The organism is Streptomyces sp. NPDC003943 (assembly GCF_053605265.1).
The window spans coordinates 22,970-41,267 of sequence record NZ_JBSGIW010000054.1 but is presented as its reverse complement, the minus strand read 5'-3'; the positions used below and the strand labels follow the sequence as shown (position 1 = coordinate 41,267).

The 18,298-nt window shown below is 73.2% G+C and carries 17 protein-coding genes; 6 read left to right on the top strand and 11 right to left on the bottom strand.

The window, feature by feature from the left end; genetic code table 11:
- Positions 1-76: 76 nt before the first annotated feature.
- The 6 genes from pqqE to ACWEV0_RS22020 form a co-directional block, all read right to left on the bottom strand.
- Positions 77-1,240, bottom strand: a complete 1,164-nt coding sequence (pqqE, locus tag ACWEV0_RS22045; protein ID WP_453151078.1) for a pyrroloquinoline quinone biosynthesis protein PqqE — start codon at positions 1,238-1,240, stop codon at positions 77-79.
- Entirely contained in the window at positions 1,237-1,491 is a 255-nt protein-coding gene (gene pqqD / locus ACWEV0_RS22040; protein WP_453151077.1) for a pyrroloquinoline quinone biosynthesis peptide chaperone PqqD, read from the bottom strand. Before pqqD ends, pqqE begins: the two co-directional genes overlap by 4 nt.
- Complete coding sequence (gene pqqC, locus ACWEV0_RS22035) at positions 1,491-2,273, bottom strand: pyrroloquinoline-quinone synthase PqqC (protein ID WP_453151076.1); 783 nt, start codon at positions 2,271-2,273, stop codon at positions 1,491-1,493. The genes pqqD and pqqC overlap by 1 nt, the downstream gene beginning before the upstream one ends.
- Entirely contained in the window at positions 2,270-3,190 is a 921-nt protein-coding gene (gene pqqB, locus ACWEV0_RS22030) for a pyrroloquinoline quinone biosynthesis protein PqqB (RefSeq protein WP_453151075.1), read from the bottom strand. The genes pqqC and pqqB overlap by 4 nt, the downstream gene beginning before the upstream one ends.
- A gap of 12 nt (positions 3,191-3,202) precedes the next feature.
- Positions 3,203-3,358, bottom strand: coding sequence for a hypothetical protein (locus ACWEV0_RS22025; RefSeq protein WP_453151074.1), 156 nt, complete (start codon positions 3,356-3,358; stop codon positions 3,203-3,205).
- Between the two features lie 106 nt (positions 3,359-3,464).
- Positions 3,465-4,700 carry an MFS transporter gene (locus ACWEV0_RS22020; RefSeq protein WP_453151073.1) on the bottom strand — a complete coding sequence of 412 codons (1,236 nt, stop codon included), beginning with the start codon at positions 4,698-4,700 and terminating at the stop codon, positions 3,465-3,467.
- Between the two features lie 82 nt (positions 4,701-4,782).
- Here ACWEV0_RS22020 and ACWEV0_RS22015 point away from each other — a divergent pair, with 82 nt between their 5' ends.
- Entirely contained in the window at positions 4,783-5,757 is a 975-nt protein-coding gene (locus ACWEV0_RS22015; RefSeq protein ID WP_453151072.1) for an ArsR family transcriptional regulator, read from the top strand.
- 152 nt (positions 5,758-5,909) lie between these two features.
- Here the strand turns inward: ACWEV0_RS22015 and gcl are convergent, their stop codons facing one another.
- Complete coding sequence (gcl, locus tag ACWEV0_RS22010; RefSeq protein WP_453151071.1) at positions 5,910-7,697, bottom strand: glyoxylate carboligase; 1,788 nt, start codon at positions 7,695-7,697, stop codon at positions 5,910-5,912.
- A gap of 224 nt (positions 7,698-7,921) precedes the next feature.
- Here gcl and ACWEV0_RS22005 point away from each other — a divergent pair, with 224 nt between their 5' ends.
- The 3 genes from ACWEV0_RS22005 to ACWEV0_RS21995 all read left to right on the top strand — a co-directional run bounded on the left by ACWEV0_RS22005 (position 7,922) and on the right by ACWEV0_RS21995 (position 10,554).
- Complete coding sequence (locus ACWEV0_RS22005; protein ID WP_453151070.1) at positions 7,922-8,935, top strand: hypothetical protein; 1,014 nt, start codon at positions 7,922-7,924, stop codon at positions 8,933-8,935.
- 94 nt (positions 8,936-9,029) lie between these two features.
- Positions 9,030-9,839, top strand: coding sequence for a TIGR04222 domain-containing membrane protein (locus tag ACWEV0_RS22000; protein WP_453151092.1), 810 nt, complete (start codon positions 9,030-9,032; stop codon positions 9,837-9,839).
- Positions 9,840-9,939: 100 nt separating this feature from the next.
- Positions 9,940-10,554 (top strand): GNAT family N-acetyltransferase, encoded by a 615-nt coding sequence (locus ACWEV0_RS21995; protein WP_453151069.1) that lies wholly within the window; start codon positions 9,940-9,942, stop codon positions 10,552-10,554.
- Here ACWEV0_RS21995 and ACWEV0_RS21990 read toward each other — a convergent pair.
- Both ACWEV0_RS21990 and ACWEV0_RS21985 read right to left on the bottom strand, forming a co-directional pair.
- Complete coding sequence (locus ACWEV0_RS21990) at positions 10,496-12,118, bottom strand: AMP-binding protein (RefSeq protein ID WP_453151068.1); 1,623 nt, start codon at positions 12,116-12,118, stop codon at positions 10,496-10,498. The two genes, ACWEV0_RS21995 and ACWEV0_RS21990, sit on opposite strands and share 59 nt — an antisense overlap.
- 35 nt (positions 12,119-12,153) lie before the next feature.
- A complete protein-coding gene (locus ACWEV0_RS21985) occupies positions 12,154-13,893 on the bottom strand; it encodes an AMP-binding protein (RefSeq protein ID WP_453151067.1) in 1,740 nt (579 codons plus the stop codon).
- 117 nt (positions 13,894-14,010) lie between these two features.
- On the opposite strand from ACWEV0_RS21985, the gene ACWEV0_RS21980 reads away from it, so the two are divergent.
- Positions 14,011-14,838 carry a response regulator transcription factor gene (locus tag ACWEV0_RS21980; RefSeq protein WP_453151066.1) on the top strand — a complete coding sequence of 276 codons (828 nt, stop codon included), beginning with the start codon at positions 14,011-14,013 and terminating at the stop codon, positions 14,836-14,838.
- Between the two features lie 109 nt (positions 14,839-14,947).
- On the opposite strand, the gene ACWEV0_RS21975 is transcribed toward ACWEV0_RS21980, so the two are convergent.
- Both ACWEV0_RS21975 and ACWEV0_RS21970 read right to left on the bottom strand, forming a co-directional pair.
- Positions 14,948-15,568 (bottom strand): LysE family translocator, encoded by a 621-nt coding sequence (locus tag ACWEV0_RS21975; protein ID WP_453151065.1) that lies wholly within the window; start codon positions 15,566-15,568, stop codon positions 14,948-14,950.
- 153 nt (positions 15,569-15,721) lie between these two features.
- The gene (locus tag ACWEV0_RS21970) at positions 15,722-16,837 is read right to left on the bottom strand and encodes a winged helix DNA-binding domain-containing protein (RefSeq protein WP_453151064.1); all 1,116 of its coding nucleotides are present in this window, start codon (positions 16,835-16,837) and stop codon (positions 15,722-15,724) included.
- A gap of 145 nt (positions 16,838-16,982) precedes the next feature.
- Between ACWEV0_RS21970 and ACWEV0_RS21965 the strand changes: the two genes are divergently transcribed.
- The gene (locus tag ACWEV0_RS21965; protein ID WP_453151063.1) at positions 16,983-18,074 is read left to right on the top strand and encodes a magnesium and cobalt transport protein CorA; all 1,092 of its coding nucleotides are present in this window, start codon (positions 16,983-16,985) and stop codon (positions 18,072-18,074) included.
- Positions 18,075-18,298: the final 224 nt, after the last annotated feature.

Sequence of the window (18,298 nt, the reverse complement as noted above, 5' to 3'; positions counted from 1 at the left end):
TCACCACGTCGCGCAGCGCGGTTTACGGTCCCGCGCTGGGCGTGCGAAGACCAGGGTCTGACCCATGCACAGAGGGTCAGGCCCTGGTCCTTTTCGTGTCCGCGTTCGTGTCAGCGGCCGCGTACGTCTCCGCGTACGTGTCCGCGTACGTCCGGTGGGCGTAGGCGGGCACCGGGCCCTCCGCGCCCTCCGCCGCCGCGCGCACGAGGCCCTCGACGAGACCGTGGTCGGGCGACAGCCGGCAGGCCGGGTCGGTGCGGGCCGCGTCGCCGGTCAGCGCGTACGCCTGGCAGCGGCAGCCGCCGAAGTCCTCCGCGCGGCGCGGGCAGGTGCGGCACGGCTCGCGCATCCAGTCCGTGCCGCGGTACCGGCCGAAGGCCGCCGAGTGCTCCCAGATCCAGGCGAGCGGCCGGGTCAGCACACTGGGGGCGTCGAGGCCGGGCAGTGTCGCCGCCGCCGGACACGGCAGGACGGTGCCGTCGGGGGTGACGGTGAGCGAGACCCGGCCCCAGCCGCCCATGCAGGGTTTCGGCACTCCCCCGAAGTGATCGGACGCCACCCACACCAGTTCGGTGCGCCCGGCGAGGCGTGACCGCCACCACCGCACCCGCTCCGCCGCCCGGGCCAGCTGCGCCGGGCCCGGCAGGAGCGCGGCACGGTTGCGCAGCGCCCAGCCGTAGTACTGCGCGTTGGCCAGCTCGATCCGGTCCGCGCCCCAGGCGAGCCCCAGTTCCACCAGGGCGTCGACGGCGTCGAGGTTGTCCCGGTGCAGGACCACGTTGAGGCCGAGCGGCAGGCCCGCCTCCCGCACCAGCGCCGCGGCCCGCTCCTTCGCCTCGTACGACCGGCGCCCCGCGATCCGGTCGGAGGCCGGCGGGTCGGCGTGCTGCACCGACAGCTGTACGCTGCGCAGCCCGGCCGCCGTCAGGCCGGCCAGCCGGTCCGCGTCCAGGCCGAGACCGCTGGTGACCAGCTGGGTGTGGACGCCCGCCGACTCGGCGGCCTCGACGATCTCCGCCAGGTCCGTGCGCAGCAGCGGCTCCCCACCGGACAGATGGGTCTGTACGACACCGAGGTCGGCGGCCTGCCGCAGGACGTCCTGCCACTGGGCGGTGCCGAGCTCGCGCGAACGGCCGGTCAGCTCCAGCGGGTTGGAGCAGTACGGGCAGCGCAGCGGGCACAGGTGGGTCAGCTCGGCGAGCAACGCCCAGGGCCGTGGCACCCGCTCGCCCGCCGTCACCGCAGCCAGCCCTCGGCCCGCAGCCGGTCCAGGAACTCCGGGACCTCGTCGGCCACCGGGGCGCCGGGAAAGCGCGCCGTCAGCTCGGCGAGGATCCCGGGCACCGTCCGCCGGCCGTCGCAGAGGCCGAGGACACCGGCGGCGGCACCGTGCAGCACGGCCACGCGTTCGGGTCTGACGAGCAGATCGGCGCCGCGCACGCGATCGGGTCGCAGCACGACGGCCGGAGCGAGCACGGGGCGCCAGCTCATCACGCCTCCCCGGAGTGCGAGGGCGAGGGCGCGGACGCGGACGCGGACGCGGACGATGACGCGTGGTCGACGGCGTCGAGCAGCGACCACAGGACCTGGCATTTGAAGGCGAGGGCGGCGACCGCCCGGTCCTGCCCGGCCCGGTCGCGGGCCCAGTCCAGGACCAGCCGCAGCGCCTCGTCACCGGCCTGCCGGCCCTGGTGGACGCGGTCCCGGAAGTAGGCGAGCCCGCTGCTCCGGACCCAGGGGTAGTGCCGCTCGAAGGCCGCCGTGCGGCGCCGCATGAGGTCCGGCGCGGACAGCTCGGTGAGCGAGGCCGCGACGGCGTCCAGGGCCGGGCGGTGGCGGCAGAAGTCGACGTACCCGCCGACGGCGAACCGCACCCCGGGCAGGACCTCCCGGCCGGCGAGCAGCCCGGCCCGGTCGAGGCCGGCGGCCTCGCCGAGCCGCAGCCAGCGCTCGATGCCGCCCTCGTCCACCAGGCGTCCCCCCTCCGCGCGCCCGTCCTGCTCCTCCACCCGGCGCACCCACATGCGACGCAGCTCCGGGGTGTCGAGCTTGGCCATGATCAGCGCGTCCTTGACGGGGATGTGGCGCTGGTAGTGGAAGCGGTTGGCGATCCAGCGCCGCACCTCCTCGGGGCTCAACCCGCCTTCGTGCATGCGCACGTTGAAGGGATGCCGGTCGTGGTAGCGCCGCTCGACGACGTCACGGAGCCGTTCCTCGAACTCGGCCCTCCCCCACGGCTCCGCCGCGTCGGCTCCGGTCTCCGAGAGGGTCACAGCACGATCTCCGTTCCGTCGGCGGCCACTTCGATGCCCAGCCGGATCAGCTCCTTGTGCTGCGGCGCGTCCGGGTCGACCAGGGGATTGGTGTTGTTCAGATGGGTGTAGAGGCGGCGGCCCGGCAGGGCGGCGAGCCGCCCGGCGGTGCCGTTCGGCCCGGTGATCGGCAGATGGCCCAGGTCCGTCGCCGTCAGGTCCGAACAGCCCGTCGCGCGCGGTTCGTCGTCGTCCCAGAAGGTGCCGTCGACGAGCACACAGTCGGCGTCGGCGACGGCGGCCTGGAGGGCGTCCGGCCAGGCGCCGAGCGCGGGCGCGTACACGAGGGTCCGCCCGGTGGCACGGTCGGTGAGGCGCAGGGCCGCCACCCAGGAGTCCGCGAGGCCGGCCGGCTGCGGGGCCGAGGCCGCGTAGCGGGGGCGTTTGCCGGAGACGGGTACGGCACCGACGTGGACGGTGGAGCCCGTCCCGAGCGGTTCGTCCGGACTGCCGGGCGGCGGAAGCCGACGCCACGTCACATCGACGTACGGGGAGAGGAGTTCGCCGAGGCCCTGGCGGTCGCGTACCGCGCCGCGCACCGGGTCGGTCGCGATCACCTCGAACCGGTCGGCCTCGCGGAGCCGGGCCAGGCCGAGGGTGTGGTCGAGCTCGGCGTCGGTCAGGACCACTCCGGCGAGCGGTGTGCGCCGCGGGTCGGTGCCGGGGCGCGGGCGCAGCGCCGGGCTCTGTTCGATCTGGTCCGCGATGTCGGGGGTCGCGTTGATCACGTACCAGTGTCCCGGGGCCGCCTCGACGGCGAGCGAGGCGTGCCGCCGGCGGCGCTCGGGGCGGGCGCGCGCGCCGGCGCAGCCGCGGCAGGCGCAGTTCCACTGGGGCACGCCTCCGCCGGCCGCGGTGCCGAGCACCTTGAGCAGCATGTCCGGGGGCCGTCAGCGGGTGGCCTGGGAGTACCCGGTCACTTCGAGCGCGGTCTCGACGTTCGTGTGGCCGGGCGTCTGCCAGGTCTCCTCCGCCGGACGCCCGGGCTCGCCGGGCTCGGTCGGGCCCACAGCGGTGTCCGGGTCCACGGGGGCGTCCGGGGTCATGGCTCGTTCCGCTGCCGGTTCCGGGCGGTCTTCGGCCGCCGTCCGCGAGCTGTCCACCATGAGCACGTCCTGCCCTTCGCCGATCTGATGGGAGGGGGTCCTCGCCTCAGCGTCGGCCGCCGTGGGCGGCCGGGCAAGCGGGGTCGGCCGGTCGGGTGTCCCGCCGCGGTGCGCCCGGCGGCCGCTCGGTGAGGACGAGCGCCAGGCTGACGGCGAGCGAGCCGGCCGCGAGCAGGGTCATGGCCGTGGCGGGCGAGGTGAGCTGGGCGAGCGCGCCCGCGAGGGCGGCGCTGAGGCCCTGGAGCGCGAGCATGCCCGAGGCGTGCAGGCCGAGCGCGTGGCCGCTCAGCTCGTCGGGGACGAGGGCGGTGAGGCGTTCCTGGTAGAGCAGGCTCGCGCTGTAGCCGACGGCGGAAACCGTGACGGCGGCCAGGGCGAGGGCCGGTCCGGGGCGGAGCGCGAAGAGCAGGTACGGGGCCGCGAGCAGGGCCTGGAGGGGTGCGGCGAGCCGGCCCCGCCACGCGGCCGGCACGAACCGCCCCACCACCGCGTCCCCGGCCAGCATCCCGACAGCGGCGCAGGCGAAGAGCAGGCCGGCGCGCTCGGGGGCGTACGGGACGAAGAGCGACTCGCAGCCGACCACGAGCCCGTTGGGCACCCAGAGCGCCAGATACGTGTGACGGCGCGGGCGCGAGGCCCACAGCCGGGCGTTGGTCCGCCAGGTCGCGGCGGCGGAGGCCCGGCCGGTGGCGCGCGGGGCGCGACGGGACAGGCCGGCGCGGGCGGCGATCGCCCCGAGGACGTGGAGCGCGGCGCCGGCGAGCAGGGTGCCGCGCGGCGAGAGCAGCGCGAGCAGCAGACCGCCGGTTGCGAAGCCGGCGATCTGGCAGACGCCGACGGCCATGTTCATCACGGAGCGGCCGATGAGGTAGCGCTCGCGCGGCAGGATCTCGGTGAGAAGGCCGTAGCGGACGCCGCCGCCGACGGAGCCGACGAGGCCCTGGACGAGGAGGATCGCGAAGGCCGCGGCGACCGGGAGACCCGGGATCGCCTGGGCGGCGACGCCGGCCGCGAAGACGAGCGCGAGGGCGGTGAGCGCGGCGCGCGGCGGCAGCCTGTCGGCGGCGGAGAGCAGCGTGGTGGCGCCGACGAGCTGGGCGAGGGCCGGGCCGAACATGGCGAGGGCGGAGAGCAGCGGTGAGCCGGTGGCGCGGAAGACGAGCGTGGCGAGGCCGAGGCCGGAGAGGGTCTGGGCGGCGACCTGGGCAGAGCTCACGAGGAAGAGCGGAGTGAACTCGGGCGTGCGGAAGACGTCCCGGTAGCGGGGGCTGTTGCGGGGCATGCGCTGGAGTCTCGGGCAGGTCCGCGCCGCCCCGATATTGTTTCGCGCCAGGGCGAAACAATATGGAACGGGGAGGCAGGCCGTGGGTTGGTGGCGGATCGGTACGGACTCGCTCGCCGGCAGCCGGTTCGTCGTCTCGCCGCTCGCCGAGACGGTCGCGGCCCTGAAGACCCTGCACGAGGGGTCCGGCGCCCACCCGGGCGAGCGCGCCTGGCTGGCCGCGCACCTGCCCGCGTACCGCGGCCGGCTCGCCGCCGAGCCGCTGGACGCGCTGCTCGTCCGGGCGGCGATCGGGCCCACCTGGAGCGCGGACTTCCTGACGCCGACGCCGCTGGGCGAGGGCGAGCGGTCCTTCGAGGAGGAGGTCGTGGCGGTCCGGGAGACCGAACCCGGCGACGCCGTACCGCAGTTGGAGGTCGCGGTCGGCGGCCCCGTACCGGAGCCGCTGCGCTCGGTGCCGGACCTGCCGCACCGGCTCGCGACGGTCCTGGAGTGGGTGTGGCGGCAGACGGTGCTGCCGGACTGGGCGCGTCGGCGCCGGGTCCTGGAGGCCGACATCACGGCGCGGACCGCGCGGCTCGGCCGGGACGGCTGGGCGGCGGCGCTCGACGAGCTGTGCCCGGGGAAGATGCGCTGGCTGGGTGACGGCCGGCTCCAGGTCAACGCCCGTGACTATCCGCCGCGTTCGGTGGAGGGCGGCCGGCTGCTCTTCGTGCCGGTGACGCCGATGAAGGGCTGGGTCTCGTGGGAGGGCTCGGACCGGTCCGCGGTGGTGTACGCGTGCGCGGGCGCCCTCGCGGACGGCGGCGGCCCGGCCGTGCCCGAGGCGCTCGGGACGCTGCTCGGCCGGGCCCGCGCCGGGATCCTCGTACGGCTCGAATCCCCGTTGTCGACCAGCCAGTTGGTGGCGCTGACCGGGCAGGGGCTCGGGTCCGTGGGCCGGCATCTGAAGGTGCTGCTCGACGCGGGCCTGGTCCGGCGGCGGCGGGCGGGGCGCTCGGTGCTCTACGACTGGACGGAGGCGGGCGCCGTCCTCGTACGGGCGCGGACGCAGTGAGGCCCCCGCCCCGGTGCTCAACGGGGCGAGGACCTTGTCACGGGCAGCCCGGCCGGACCATCAGGTGCCGGCCGGACCTACCGGGCTTCGTCAGACCTTGAGGACCTGGTCAGACCTGACCTTCAGGACCTGTTCCGGTCATCAGGGCCTGGTCAGACCTTGAGGGCCTTGATCGCGGTGGGCGCGTGGCCCGGCTCGGTGGCCAGGTCCTCGAACTCGGTGACGTCGCTCATGTCGACCGTCTTGCTCATCGCGATGTTGGTGATGCGCTCCAGGATCGCCTCGACGACGACCGGGACCTGGAACTCGACGGCCATCTTCTTGGCCTGCTCCAGGGCCTCGCCGAGCTTGCTCGGATCCTCGACGCGGATCGCCTTGACGCCGAGACCCTCGGCGACCTTGACGTGGTCGACGCCGTAGACGCCGATCTCCGGGGTGTTGATGTTCTCGAACTCGAGGTTGACCTCGAAGTTGATGCCGAGGCCGCCCTGCGCCTGCCGGATCAGACCCAGGTAGGCGTTGTTCACGAGGACGTGGACGTAGGGGACCTTGTGCTGGGCGGCGACCGCCAGCTCCTCGATCATGAACTGGAAGTCGTAGTCGCCGGAGAGGGCGACGACCGGGGTCTCCGGGTCGGCGGTGGCGGCACCGATCGCGGCCGGGATCGTCCAGCCGAGCGGGCCGGCCTGGCCGCAGTTGATCCAGTGACGCGGCTTGTAGACGTGCAGGAACTGCGCGGCCGCGATCTGGGAGAGACCGATGGTGGTGACGTAGCGCGTCTCCGGGCCGAACGCCTTGTTCATCTCCTCGTAGACGCGCTGCGGCTTCATGGGGATGTTGTCGAAGTGCGTACGGCGCTGCAGGGTGGCCTTGCGCTCCTGCGCGGAGGCGGCCCAGGCGGAGAAGTCCGGCAGCTTGCCGGCGGCCTTCCACTCCTTGGCGATCTCGACGAAGAGCTCCAGGGCGACCTTGGCGTCGGAGGCGATGCCGTAGTCCGGCGCGAAGATCTTGCCGATCTGGGTCGGCTCGATGTCGACGTGGACGAACTTGCGGCCCTTGGTGTAGGCCTCCATGTTGTAACCGGTGTGGCGGTTGGCCCAGCGGTTGCCGATGCCGAGGACGAAGTCCGACTCGAGGAAGGTCGCGTTGCCGTAGCGGTGCGCGGTCTGGACGCCGACCATGCCGGCCGCCAGCTCGTGGTCGTCCGGGATGGTGCCCCAGCCCATGAGGGTGGAGATGACCGGAACGTTGATCAGCTCGGCGAACTCGACCAGCAGGTCGGAGGCGTCGGCGTTGATGATGCCGCCACCGGCGACGATCAGCGGACGCTCGGACTCCAGGAGGAAGTTCAGCGCCTTCTCGGCCTGGGCGCGCGTCGCGGACGGCTTGTAGACCGGCAGCGGCTCGTACGTCTCCGGGTCGAAGTCGATCTCGGTCAGCTGGACGTCGATCGGCAGGTCGATGAGGACCGGGCCGGGACGGCCGGAGCGCATCAGGTGGAAGGCCTGCTGGAAGACGCCGGGGACCTGCGCGGCCTCCAGGACGGTCGTCGCGGCCTTGGTCACCGGCTTGGCGATGGTGGCGATGTCGACGGCCTGGAAGTCCTCCTTGTGGAGCTTCGAGGTCGGCGCCTGGCCGGTGATGCAGAGGATCGGGATCGAGTCGGCGATGGCCGAGTACAGGCCGGTGATCATGTCGGTGCCGGCGGGGCCGGACGTACCGATGCAGACGCCGATGTTGCCGGCCTTGGCACGGGTGTAGCCCTCGGCCATGTGGGAGGCGCCCTCGACGTGGCGGGCCAGCGTGTGGCTGATGCCGCCGACGTTCTTGAGCTCGCGGTAGAAGGGGTTGATCGCCGCGCCGGGCACGCCGAACGCGTTGGTGACGCCTTCGCGCTTGAGGATCTCAACGGCCGCTGCGGCGGCGGTCATACGAGGCATGGGAGTGCTCCCTCTCCGGGGCCTTTACGGCTTGTTTCCATAATGCGGAAGTACTGTTCTGCTATACGGAAGCAATGTAGGTGGGTGTGTGGAGAGGCGTCAAGAGACGTCCACGCCGGTGGCATGCCAGAGGCATGCCACGGCGGCTCGTGATGGCCGAAGTGCCTCCCTTGAGGGTCCGGATTGGTGGACTATGGGGACGCACGACGCAGAGGGGGTTCGCAGTGGGTGAGTCGGTTCAGGTGCGCTGTCCGGAATGCCTCCGCACGCTCCATTACGCGGCGCCCGCCTTCCCCTGTGCCTGCGGCACCCCGGTCGCGCCGCCGGTGATCCCGGGCGCCGCCGCCGAGCCGATCACGCACCGCAACTGGTCGGACGAGTGGGTCACGGTCCGCTGCACCGCCTGCGCCCGCACCTCGGACTGGCCCCACCCGGAGGTCGGCTGCCCGTGCGGGGCGGTGCTGCGGGTGGCGGTACGGGACGCGGCCGGGCGGGGCATGGCTGGGCGGGACGGGGCGGCACGAGGCGCGGCGGAGGGCGTACGGGACGGAGCGCGGGCGGTACGGGAGCCGGGCGGCGGGCCGGGGGCCGGGCCGGACCGCGGGGCGGACGGCGGGGCGGGTATCGGGCTGGGCGGCGGGGCGGACGGGACCGAAGCCGTCGCGGAGCCCTTGACGGGACCGGTCGCGGGACCGGCCGCGGACCCGGCGGACGCGCCCGCGCAGAACTCCCCCGGCTCCCCCTCCTCCCCGTCCTCCGGCTCCCCCTCCTCCTTCGCGCGCCGCCATCCCTCGCCGCTGCCACCACTGCCCCCGCACCCGGGGCGCACCGAGGCCGGCGCCGGCGGCTCGCCGCGCACGGCGTTCCGGCCGGTCACGATCCGGACCACGCGGGACGCGGTCGCCGCGTCGGCCGGCTATCTGCGCTGGCTGGGCTTCCGGGACGTCGTCCAGCCGGAGGAGCGGTCGGCGTCGGCCGTCGACCTGCGTGGACCCGGGCTCGTCGCCCAGGTCGATCCGAGCACCCGGCCGACCGGGCTGCGGGCGGTGGAGTGCCTGTGGCTCAACGGGCTCAGCAACGCGGCGGTGAGCGTCTACTTCTCACTGGCCGGCTATACGCCCGAGGCCCATGATCGCGCCGAGGGCCTCGGCGTCCCGCTCTTCGTGCTCGACCTGACGGGCACGCCGCAGCCGGTCAACCGCCCGGCCGGTGAACTCCTCGCGGCCGGAGCCCCGTGATCCACGCAATCCCCATGACTCCGTGAGTATTTCGGCCATCCGTACGTGACGACCGCCCCAACCCCGGGCACAACATCCTCGGGGGGTGAACACCATGACAACGGGGATGTGGTGGTTCCTTGGGGTGGCGGTGGTCCAACTGGTCCTGGCGGGCCTGCTGTTGCGTACCCGCAGCCAGGAGCGCCCGGAGCTGGCTCCGGAGGCGCTCGCGCTGCTGCGCGGCGGGCCGCGCGCCGCCGTGATCGTCGCGCTCGTCGCGCTGCACCAGCGCGGGGCGGTGGCGGCGGGCCGCCGGGGCACGATTCGCGCCAACGGCGGGGCCGGCCGCACCCGCGACCCGCTCCAGCTCGGCGTCCACCGCTCGCTGCAGCGGGCCCTCGCGCTGCGGGTCCTGGCCGGCCGGCCGAAGGCCCGGCAGGCACTCGACGCGCTGAGTGAGGAACTCGGCAGGAGCGGTCTGCTGCGCCCGCCGGGGCGGCTCCGGGCGGCCCGGGTGCTGCTGGTCTGCGTGCCGGTCACGGTCGGCATCGGCCTCTTCGCGACGGCGCCGAGGACAGGCGACGCGCTGCCCTCCCTGCTCGCGCCGGCGCTGGGCGCCGTACCGGTGCTGGCCGCCGCGGCCCTCCTCTGCGTCCCGCCGACCACCCGCGCGGCACGTCGCCTCCTGGCGAACCTCCGCTCCCGGCACCCACTGCCCGCGCACCGCCGCGAGGTCACGGACGCGAAGGACGTGCTCCTGTACGTGGCCCTCTACGGCGACCCGGCCCTCACCCTCTTCCTGCCCCACTTCTCCCGCGACGGCGGCCTGCTACGCCGCCACCGCAACCGGGACGACGGCTACGCGACGGGCCGCGGCTGGAACCCGGACAACGGCCCGACCTGCCCGGGCGGCATGCCGGACTGAGGGGCGAGCGAGCTCGTCACGCGTCCCCGGCCGGGCGGCCTGCCCGGCCCTTTACACCGTCTCCCGGGACCGGCCCACCCCCGCCGCGCCATACTGGCGTATGCGCATCCGAGTGGCCGAAGCGGCCGAACTCCCCCTGCTCCAGGACATCGAACGCGCCGCGGGCGAGGCGTTCCGCCCTCTCGGCATGGGGGAGATCGCCGACGACGAACCCCTGCCGCTGGACGTCCTGGAGGGCTACCGCAGCGCGGGCCGGGCATGGGTGGCGGTGGACGAGACGGACGGGGACGGGGACGGCGGCGGGGGGGCGGGCGGGCGGCCCGTCGCGTATCTGCTGACGGACACCGTGGACGGCGCCGCGCACATCGAGCAGGTCTCGGTGCACCCCGACGCGGCCCGGCGGGGCGTCGGCCGGGCGCTCATCGAGCATCTCGCGGCCGCCGCCCGGGAGCAGGGCCTGACCGCGCTGACCCTGACGACCTTCGCCGACGTCCCGTGGAACGCCCCGTACTACACCCGGCTCGGCTTCCGCCGCCTCGACGAGGGCGATCCCGCGCTCACCGAGGGTCTGCGCGAGATCAGCCTGGCCGAGGCGGCCCACGGTCTGGCCGCCTGGCCCCGGGTCTGCATGCGCCGCGAGGTGACGGCGTCAGCCGTTAGCGCTCGGCCGCCCCGTACCGTTCCCGGAGCTCCACCTTCCGTACCTTCCCGCTGACCGTCATCGGGAACTCGGCCAGGATCTCCACCCGGCGCGGGATCTTGTAGTGCGCGAGGCGGTCCCGGCAGAAGGCCGTGATCTCCTCCAGGGTCGGCGGGTCGGCCGGGTCGCGGGGGATCACGCAGGCCAGGATCTCCTCGCCGTACCGCTCGTCGGGGACGCCGACGACCTGCACGTCGGCGATCTTGGCGTAGCCGTAGAGGAACTCCTCGATCTCGCGCGGGTACACGTTCTCACCACCGCGGATGATCATGTCCTTGATGCGGCCGACGATCTGGACGTAGCCGTCCTCGCGCATCACGGCCAGGTCGCCGGTGTGCATCCAGCGGCCGGCGTCGATCGCCTCCGCCGTCTTCGCGGGCTCGTCCCAGTAGCCGAGCATCACGCTGTAGCCGCGGGTGCACAGCTCGCCGGCCGTGCCGCGCGGGACGGTGAGACCGGTCGCCGGGTCGGTGATCTTCACCTCGACGTGCGGCATGACGCGGCCGACGGTGCCCGTGCGCCGCTCCAGGTCGTCGTCCCGGCGCGTCTGGGTGGAGACCGGGGAGGTCTCCGTCATGCCGTAACAGATGGACACCTCGGCCATGTTCATCTCGGCGACCACCCGCTTCATCACCTCCACCGGGCACGGCGAGCCCGCCATGATGCCGGTGCGGAGCGTGGAGAGGTCGTACGAGGCGAAGTCGGGCAGGTTGAGCTCGGCGATGAACATCGTCGGTACCCCGTAGAGCGAGGTGCAGCGCTCCTCCTGCACCGCGCGCAGCGTGGCGGCCGGGTCGAAGGACGCGGCCGGGATCACCATGCAGGCGCCGTGCGAGGTGGCGGCGAGGTTGCCCATCACCATGCCGAAGCAGTGGTAGAAGGGCACCGGGATGCAAATCCGGTCCTGCTCCGTGTAGGCGATCATCTCGCCCACGAAATAGCCGTTGTTGAGGATGTTGTGGTGGGAGAGGGTGGCGCCCTTGGGGAAGCCGGTGGTGCCCGAGGTGTACTGGATGTTGACCGGCTCGTCGCAGGAGAGCCCGGCCGGCACCACGCCCTCCGGCGCGGTGCGGCCGAGGAGTTCGTCCCAGCTGGGGTCACCGAAGTAGACGGCCTCCCGCAACTCCGGGCAGCTGCCGCGCACTTGCTCGACCATCGACCGGTAGTCGCTGGTCTTGTGGGTGAGCGACGCGAAGAGCAGCGTGATGCCGGCCTGCCGGAGCACGTACTCCAGCTCGTGGGCGCGGTAGGCCGGGTTGATGTTGACCATGACGGCGCCGATGCGGGCGGTCGCGTACTGGACGAGCACCCACTCGGCGCAGTTGACCGCCCAGATGCCGACCCGGTCGCCCTTGCGCACCCCGCTGCCGAGCAGCGCGTCGGCCAGCCGGTCGACGTCGGCGCCGAACTGCGCGTACGTCCAGCGCCGCCCGGTCGGGACGTCGACCAGGGCCTCGCGCTCGGGCCAGGCGGCGACGGCGCGGTCGAGGTTGGCGCCGATGGTGTCGCCGAGGAGGGGCGTGTCGGACACCCCGTGCGCGTACGAGAGTTCCGACAGGCCCGCGGTCCCGCTCGTCATGCGAGGTCCCCTTTCCGCGTACCCGGTCTCGGTCGTCATGCCAGGTCCCCTTCCACGTACTCGGTGCCGGTCTGTCCGTCCGCCGTGAGCTTGCGCAGCTCGACGCGGCGGATCTTGCCGGAGACCGTCTTCGGCAGGTCGGCGAACTCGATGCGGCGGATCCGCTTGTACGGGGCGAGGACCTCGCGCGAGTGCGCGAAGAGCGCCTTGGCGGTGTCGGGGCCCGGCTCCCAGCCGGCCGCGAGGACCACGTACGCCTTGGGGACGGCGAGCCGCAGCGGGTCGGGGGCGGGGACGACGGCGGCCTCGGCGACGGCCTCGTGTTCGAGGAGGGCGCTCTCCAGCTCGAAGGGCGAGATCTTGTAGTCACTGGCCTTGAAGACGTCGTCAGCGCGGCCGATGTAGGTGATGTAGCCGTCCTCGTCGCGCGCGCCGATGTCGCCGGTGCGGTAGTAGCCGCCGGCCATGGCCTCGGCCGTGCGCTCCGGGTCGCCGTGGTAGCCGGTCATCAGGCCCACCGGGTTCGCGGCGAGGTCCAGGCAGATCTCGCCCTCCGCGACGTCGGGCGTGCCGCTGACGGGATCGACGAGGGTGACCCGGAAGCCGGGGCTGGGCCGGCCCATCGAACCCTCCTTGAGCCGCTGGCCGGGGCTGTTGGAGACCTGCACGGCGGTCTCGGTCTGGCCGAAGCCGTCGCGGATGGTGACGCCCCAGGCGCGCCGGACGCTCTCGATGACCTCGGGGTTGAGCGGCTCGCCGGCCGCGACGACCTCGCGCGGCGGGGTGGCGAGCTGGCCCAGGTCGGCCTGGATCAGCATGCGCCAGACGGTGGGCGGGGCGCAGAAGCTGGTGACGCCGTGCCGGTCCATCTCGGCCATCAGGCGGGCCGGGTCGAAGCGGCTGTAGTTGTGGATGAAGACGGTCGCCTCGGCGTTCCACGGGGCGAAGAGGTTGGACCAGGCGTGCTTGGCCCAGCCGGGCGAGGAGATGTTGAGGTGGACGTCGCCGGGCTTGAGGCCGATCCAGAACATGGTGGCGAGGTGGCCGACCGGGTACGAGGTGTGGGTGTGCTCGACGAGCTTGGGGCGGGCGGTGGTGCCGGAGGTGAAGTAGAGCATCAGGGTGTCGTCGGCCGAGGTGACGCCGTCGGGCTCGAAGGCGGGGGACTCGGCGTACGCGTGCTCGTAGCCGAGCCAGCCGTTTCCGGTGCCGCTGTCAGCGCCGGCGCCCGTGCCGGCGCCGACGGCCGCGCCGCTCTCGCCCCCGACCGCGATCCGGGTGTAGTCGCCTGGCACGTCGTCGAACTTGGCGGTGTCCTCGGCCCGCACCAGCACGTGCCGGGCCCGGCCGCGGTCCACGCGGTCACGCAGGTCGGCGGGGCCGAGCAGCGGGGTGGCGGGGATGACGACGGCGCGCAGCTTCATCGCGGCGAGCATGGTCTCCCACAGCTCGACCTGGTTGCCGAGCATGACGATCATCCGGTCGCCGGCCCGCACGCCCTGGGCGCGCAGCCAGTTCGCGACCCGGTTGGACCGGGCGGACATCTCGGCGAAGCTCAGCTTCGTCTCCTGCCCGTCCTCCTCGACGATGTGCAGCGCGGTGCGGTCGTTGCCCTCGGCGATGACGTCGAACCATTCGAGCGCCCAGTTGAACCGGTCGGGGCGGGGCCAGGCGAAACCGGCGTACGCCGTCTCGTAGTCCTCCCGGTGCTGGAGCAGGAAGTCGCGGGCGGCCCGGAACCTCTCCGTCGCCTCCGTCGCGCTCGTCGTCGTCATACGTCCTCCTCGTGGCGAAACCGATCGTTGCGGGACCGGCCTCGGACATCGTGTAATCAGTGACCCAGGTCTCACTACCCCCGTTCGGGGGTGAAGGCCGCGACGAAGGAGAACAACGTGCCGGAGCAGGCCCCTGAGCACGTCTCGGAGCACGCCGACTCGGCGGAGCTGCGTGACGCCCTGCTGCGGCTGCGCCGGGCCACGGGGCTCCAGGTGGCGTTCGGCGGGCTGCTCCACGACGGCTCCATGCGGATCGCGGAGCTGAACGGCGCCGTGACGCCGGCCCTGCGCGGCCTGGCCATCTCGACCGGTTCCGGTCTCGGCGGGAAGTGCCTGGCCCTGTCCCGGCCGTGCGCGGTCACCGACTACGCCTCGGCCCGGCACATCACGCACGAGTACGACGGCCCGGTCTCCGCGGAGGGGCTGCGCTCCGTGATCGCGGTGCCCGTCGTCGTACGCCGCAAGGTACGGGGTGTCCTGTACGGGGCGCTGCGCGACGCCCTGCCCATCGGCGAGCGCGTCTTCGACGCGGCGGTCGCGGCGGCGCGGGACGTGGAGCAGGCACTCGCCGTACGGGACGAGGTGCGGCGGCTGATGGCCGAGCGCGAGGAGATGCGGCAGGCGTACGGGGAGCTGCGCGAGCTCGCGCCGAAGGTCACCGACCCGGAGCTGCGGGAGCGGCTGTGGGCGGTGTGCGGGCGTCTGGAGAACGCCTCCGGCGCCGGCGACCGGCCGTCCCCGTCCTCGGGGGTGCTGCTCACCCCGCGCGAGACGGACGTCCTGTCGGCGGTGGCGTCGGGGGCGACGAACGCGGTGGTGGCCGAGCGGCTCGGGCTGCGCCCGGAGACGGTGAAGGGCTATCTGCGCTCGGCGATGCGCAAACTGGGGGCGCACACGCGCCTGGAGGCGGTGGTGGCGGCGCGGCGGGCAAGGGCGCTGCCGTAGGCCGGGGCGGCGCGGCGGCGCCCCGGCGCGCTCTGATCTCGGCCCAGCGGGTCGGGAGTCAAAGGTCCGCACCGCGCGCTGATCAGCCTTCTCCGCCGTCTCCGCCTTCTCAGCCCTCGATGGCCATCCGGACGCCGAGGAGAAGAAGCACACTGCCGGAGATCTGTTCGAGGCGCCGTCGGACCCTGGCGCGGGAGATGATCTTTTTCATCCGGCCGACGAACCACACGTAGAGGCCGTAGTAGCCGACCTCGAACACGGCCCAGACAGCCGCGAGGACGAGCATGGTGAGCAGGTGAGGAGCCCCCGCGGGAACGAACTGCGGGAGAAAGGACATCGCGAAGACCGCGGCCTTGGGGTTGGCAAGGTTCAGCAGCAGACCCGAGCGGTAGGAGAGCCAGGGCGAGCGCACCGAAACCGTCCGTTCGCCGCTGTCCGACGCGGCTCCGCGCCGGGCGTCCAGCAGCGTCTTGACGCCCATGACGATCAGCATCACCGCCCCGCCGATCCGCATGACGTCGTACGCGAGACGCGAGGCCGCCAGCAGCGCGGTCAGCCCGAAAGCGGCGACCACGCCCCAGACGAACACGCCGGTCTCGTTTCCCAGCACGGTGAAGAAACCGGCTCGCCTGCTGTGGAGGGACTGCCGGATGATCAGCATGGTGCTGGGGCCGGGCGAGGCGGCTATCAGGGTGCACGCACCGAGAAAGGCGACAAGAGTGCTTGGCATCCGCTCATCGTCGAGGACCGCGGGCGCCCGTGTCCATCGTTCGCCGAGGTGAAGCCCTCCCGGGGGCTGAATGGGGCTGCCAACCCGCCTCTCCCGGGCCGGGCCGGGGCCGAACCGGGCCGGGCCGGGCCGCCCGACGCCTACCGCGTCCGGTCAAGCGGCCGCGTACCGGATCTCGTACGGGATGTCCGCGGGCGCGAGCAGGCGCAGGGTCCGCTCGGCCTCGGCGTTGAGCGCCGCGCGCTGGGCCCTGGTGGGCCGGGCGAAGGCCTCGACGGTCATGACGGTCCGTTCCCCGCCCTCCTCCAGGTGCCAGATCCCGGCGAGGAAGCCGTCGAGGAGGAAGACGCGGTGGGCCTGGTTGCCGGTCCAGGTGCGGTGACGGTGGTCGGCGGGCACGACGCGGGTGCGGTCGGCGTGGGAGAGCAGGAGGTTGTCGTACTCGGGCAGGAAGCGGGGCGGCGCGGGGGTGGCGGCGTCGGGGCGCGGGGCGTCGGGGAGGTCGAAGAGCTCGCTGCCGTGCTCGTCCCGGAAGACGAGGAGACCGGGCCGCAGCCGCTCGAAGGCGGGGCGGAGGCGGGTGAGACCGCACCAGGTCTGCATGTCCTTGACGGAGGCGGGCCCGAAGGCGCGGAGATAGCGGAGGACGGTGTGGTCGAGGTCGGCCGCGCCGGGCTCCTCACCTTCGTTGCACCAGCGGGCGGCGCTCGTGAGCGCCACCTGCCCGCTCCTCCCCCAGAGCCCGCGGGGCGTGACCTGGACCATGGGCAGCAGGCAGCGGGCGGCGATGCCGAGGGCCTGCGGGTCGGCGTCGGGCCACTCCGCCAGGAGGTGCTCGCGCAGTTCCCTGGGGGTACGGGGCCGCTCGTCGACGTAGGCGGCGGTCAGCTCGGTGAGCCGGTCGAGGTCGACACCGGTGAGCCCCTTGCGGAACATCCTCAGCTCGCGGTCGACGGCTCCGTCCTGGACGAGCCGGCGGAGGGGGACGGCGTCGGCGGCGGTGTGGGTGTGCACGGTGGAGCGGAGCGAGACGATCCGGGCGACCCGGCGGGACTCCATCAGCGCGGAAAGGTCCTCGGGCCGGAAGCCGTCGAGGCGGGCGGCGAGCGCGTAGTACGGGGGCTTGGTGTTCTGCGCCTGGAGGCCGACGAGGTGGTGGACGGCCTCCTCGGCGCCGAGCGGGGCGGGGCGCAGCAGGAGCTGGCGGTCGAGGGTGGCGCGGTTGAGGGCGCGGGTGGAGAGGAGCGGAGGCGTCGTCTTGAGGGCCATGAACGGCACGCTAGCGCCGATCGAGGTCAGTTCCTGTCCGCTTGGGCGGACGGTTCCACGGCAGGAATGTCGCCGCGATGGCCCGATTTCCACCCGTATATCCTGCGAACCCGGGACTTCCCCTGACTTTCCAGGAGGCCGAGCGATGACCGACCGCCGCCCGAGCACGGCCCGGCACCACGCCGCGGAGCCGCCCACGGATCCGGGACCCGACCGGCCGAGCGTGGTCCAGGCGACCCTGTACCGCGACGGCCGTCGAGTCTCCTCGCCCACCACCCTCGCGGAGACCTTCCGCCAGCTGCGCGAGCACCCCGACGGCATGGCCTGGATCGGGCTGCACCGCCCGACGGCCGCCGAACTGCATTCCCTGGCCGCCGAGTTCGACCTCCATGAGCTCGCCGTCGAGGACGCGATGGAGGCCCACCAGCGCCCCAAGCTCGAACGCTACGGCGACACCCTCTTCGTCGTCCTGCGCGCCGCCCGCTACCTCGACGCCCCGGAGGAGGTGGACTTCGGCGAACTGCACGTCTTCGTCGGCCCCGACTTCCTCATCACCGTCCGCCACGGCGCCGCCCCGGACCTCTCCGCCGTCCGCCGCCGCATGGAACAGACCCCCGAACTCCTCGCCCTCGGCCCCGAGGCCGTCCTCTACGCCATCCTCGACGCGGTCGTCGACGGCTACGCCCCGGTCGTCGCCGGCGTCCAGAACGACATCGACGAGATCGAGACCGAGGTCTTCGGCGGCGACCCCGCGGTCTCCCGCCGCATCTACGAACTCTCCCGCGAAATGGTCGAGTTCCAGCGCGCCACCCGCCCCCTGGTCGGCATGCTCCACGGCCTCATGGCCGGCTTCGCCAAATACGGCACCGACGAGGAACTCCAGCGCTACCTCCGCGACGTCGCCGACCACGTCACGCACACCAGCGAACGCGTCGACGGCTTCCGCCAGGCCCTGACGGAGATCCTCACGGTCAACGCCACCCTGGTCACCCAGCAACAGAACGCCGAGATGCGGGCGTTGGCGGAGGCGGGGTTCGAACAGAACGAGGAGATCAAGAAGATCTCGGCCTGGGCGGCCATCCTCTTCGCCCCCACTCTGGTGGGCACGATCTACGGAATGAACTTCGACAACATGCCGGAGCTGCACTGGACGGGCGGCTACCCGTTCGCGATCGGTCTGATGGGGATCGTCTGCACCGGTCTGTACGTGATCTTCAAGCGGCGGGACTGGCTTTAGGGAGCGGTCACGCACGGCGCGGGCGGCGTCTCGCCACGTATCAGGCGGAATCATCCGGGGAGCGGCCGTGCCGGCGCGTGTGCACTTCGCCGCAACGCATCGTGTTTCCGGCCGGGGAGGCCGCGAGAGTCGCTGCCGGGCATACGGCCGCAAGCTGTCCAGAAAGGCCTTCTGCCTACCCTGGCGCATGCCCGTGCACAAGCGGGGAAGGCGCACTGGAAAGG

Excerpts from the sequence above, each read along its gene's own strand:
- ACWEV0_RS21970 (WP_453151064.1), bottom strand. The coding sequence starts at position 16,837 with ATGGCCCTCAAGACGACGCCTCCGCTCCTCTCCACCCGCGCCCTCAAC.
- ACWEV0_RS21975 (WP_453151065.1), bottom strand. The coding sequence starts at position 15,568 with ATGCCAAGCACTCTTGTCGCCTTTCTCGGTGCGTGCACCCTGATAGCC.
- ACWEV0_RS22020 (WP_453151073.1), bottom strand. The coding sequence starts at position 4,700 with ATGCCCCGCAACAGCCCCCGCTACCGGGACGTCTTCCGCACGCCCGAG.
- ACWEV0_RS21990 (WP_453151068.1), bottom strand. The coding sequence starts at position 12,118 with ATGACGAGCGGGACCGCGGGCCTGTCGGAACTCTCGTACGCGCACGGG.
- ACWEV0_RS22025 (WP_453151074.1), bottom strand. The coding sequence starts at position 3,358 with ATGACCCCGGACGCCCCCGTGGACCCGGACACCGCTGTGGGCCCGACC.
- ACWEV0_RS21985 (WP_453151067.1), bottom strand. The coding sequence starts at position 13,893 with ATGACGACGACGAGCGCGACGGAGGCGACGGAGAGGTTCCGGGCCGCC.
- ACWEV0_RS21995 (WP_453151069.1), top strand. The coding sequence starts at position 9,940 with ATGCGCATCCGAGTGGCCGAAGCGGCCGAACTCCCCCTGCTCCAGGAC.
- ACWEV0_RS21965 (WP_453151063.1), top strand. The coding sequence starts at position 16,983 with ATGACCGACCGCCGCCCGAGCACGGCCCGGCACCACGCCGCGGAGCCG.
- pqqB (WP_453151075.1), bottom strand. The coding sequence starts at position 3,190 with ATGCTGCTCAAGGTGCTCGGCACCGCGGCCGGCGGAGGCGTGCCCCAG.
- gcl (WP_453151071.1), bottom strand. The coding sequence starts at position 7,697 with ATGCCTCGTATGACCGCCGCCGCAGCGGCCGTTGAGATCCTCAAGCGC.
- ACWEV0_RS22000 (WP_453151092.1), top strand. The coding sequence starts at position 9,030 with ATGACAACGGGGATGTGGTGGTTCCTTGGGGTGGCGGTGGTCCAACTG.
- pqqD (WP_453151077.1), bottom strand. The coding sequence starts at position 1,491 with ATGAGCTGGCGCCCCGTGCTCGCTCCGGCCGTCGTGCTGCGACCCGAT.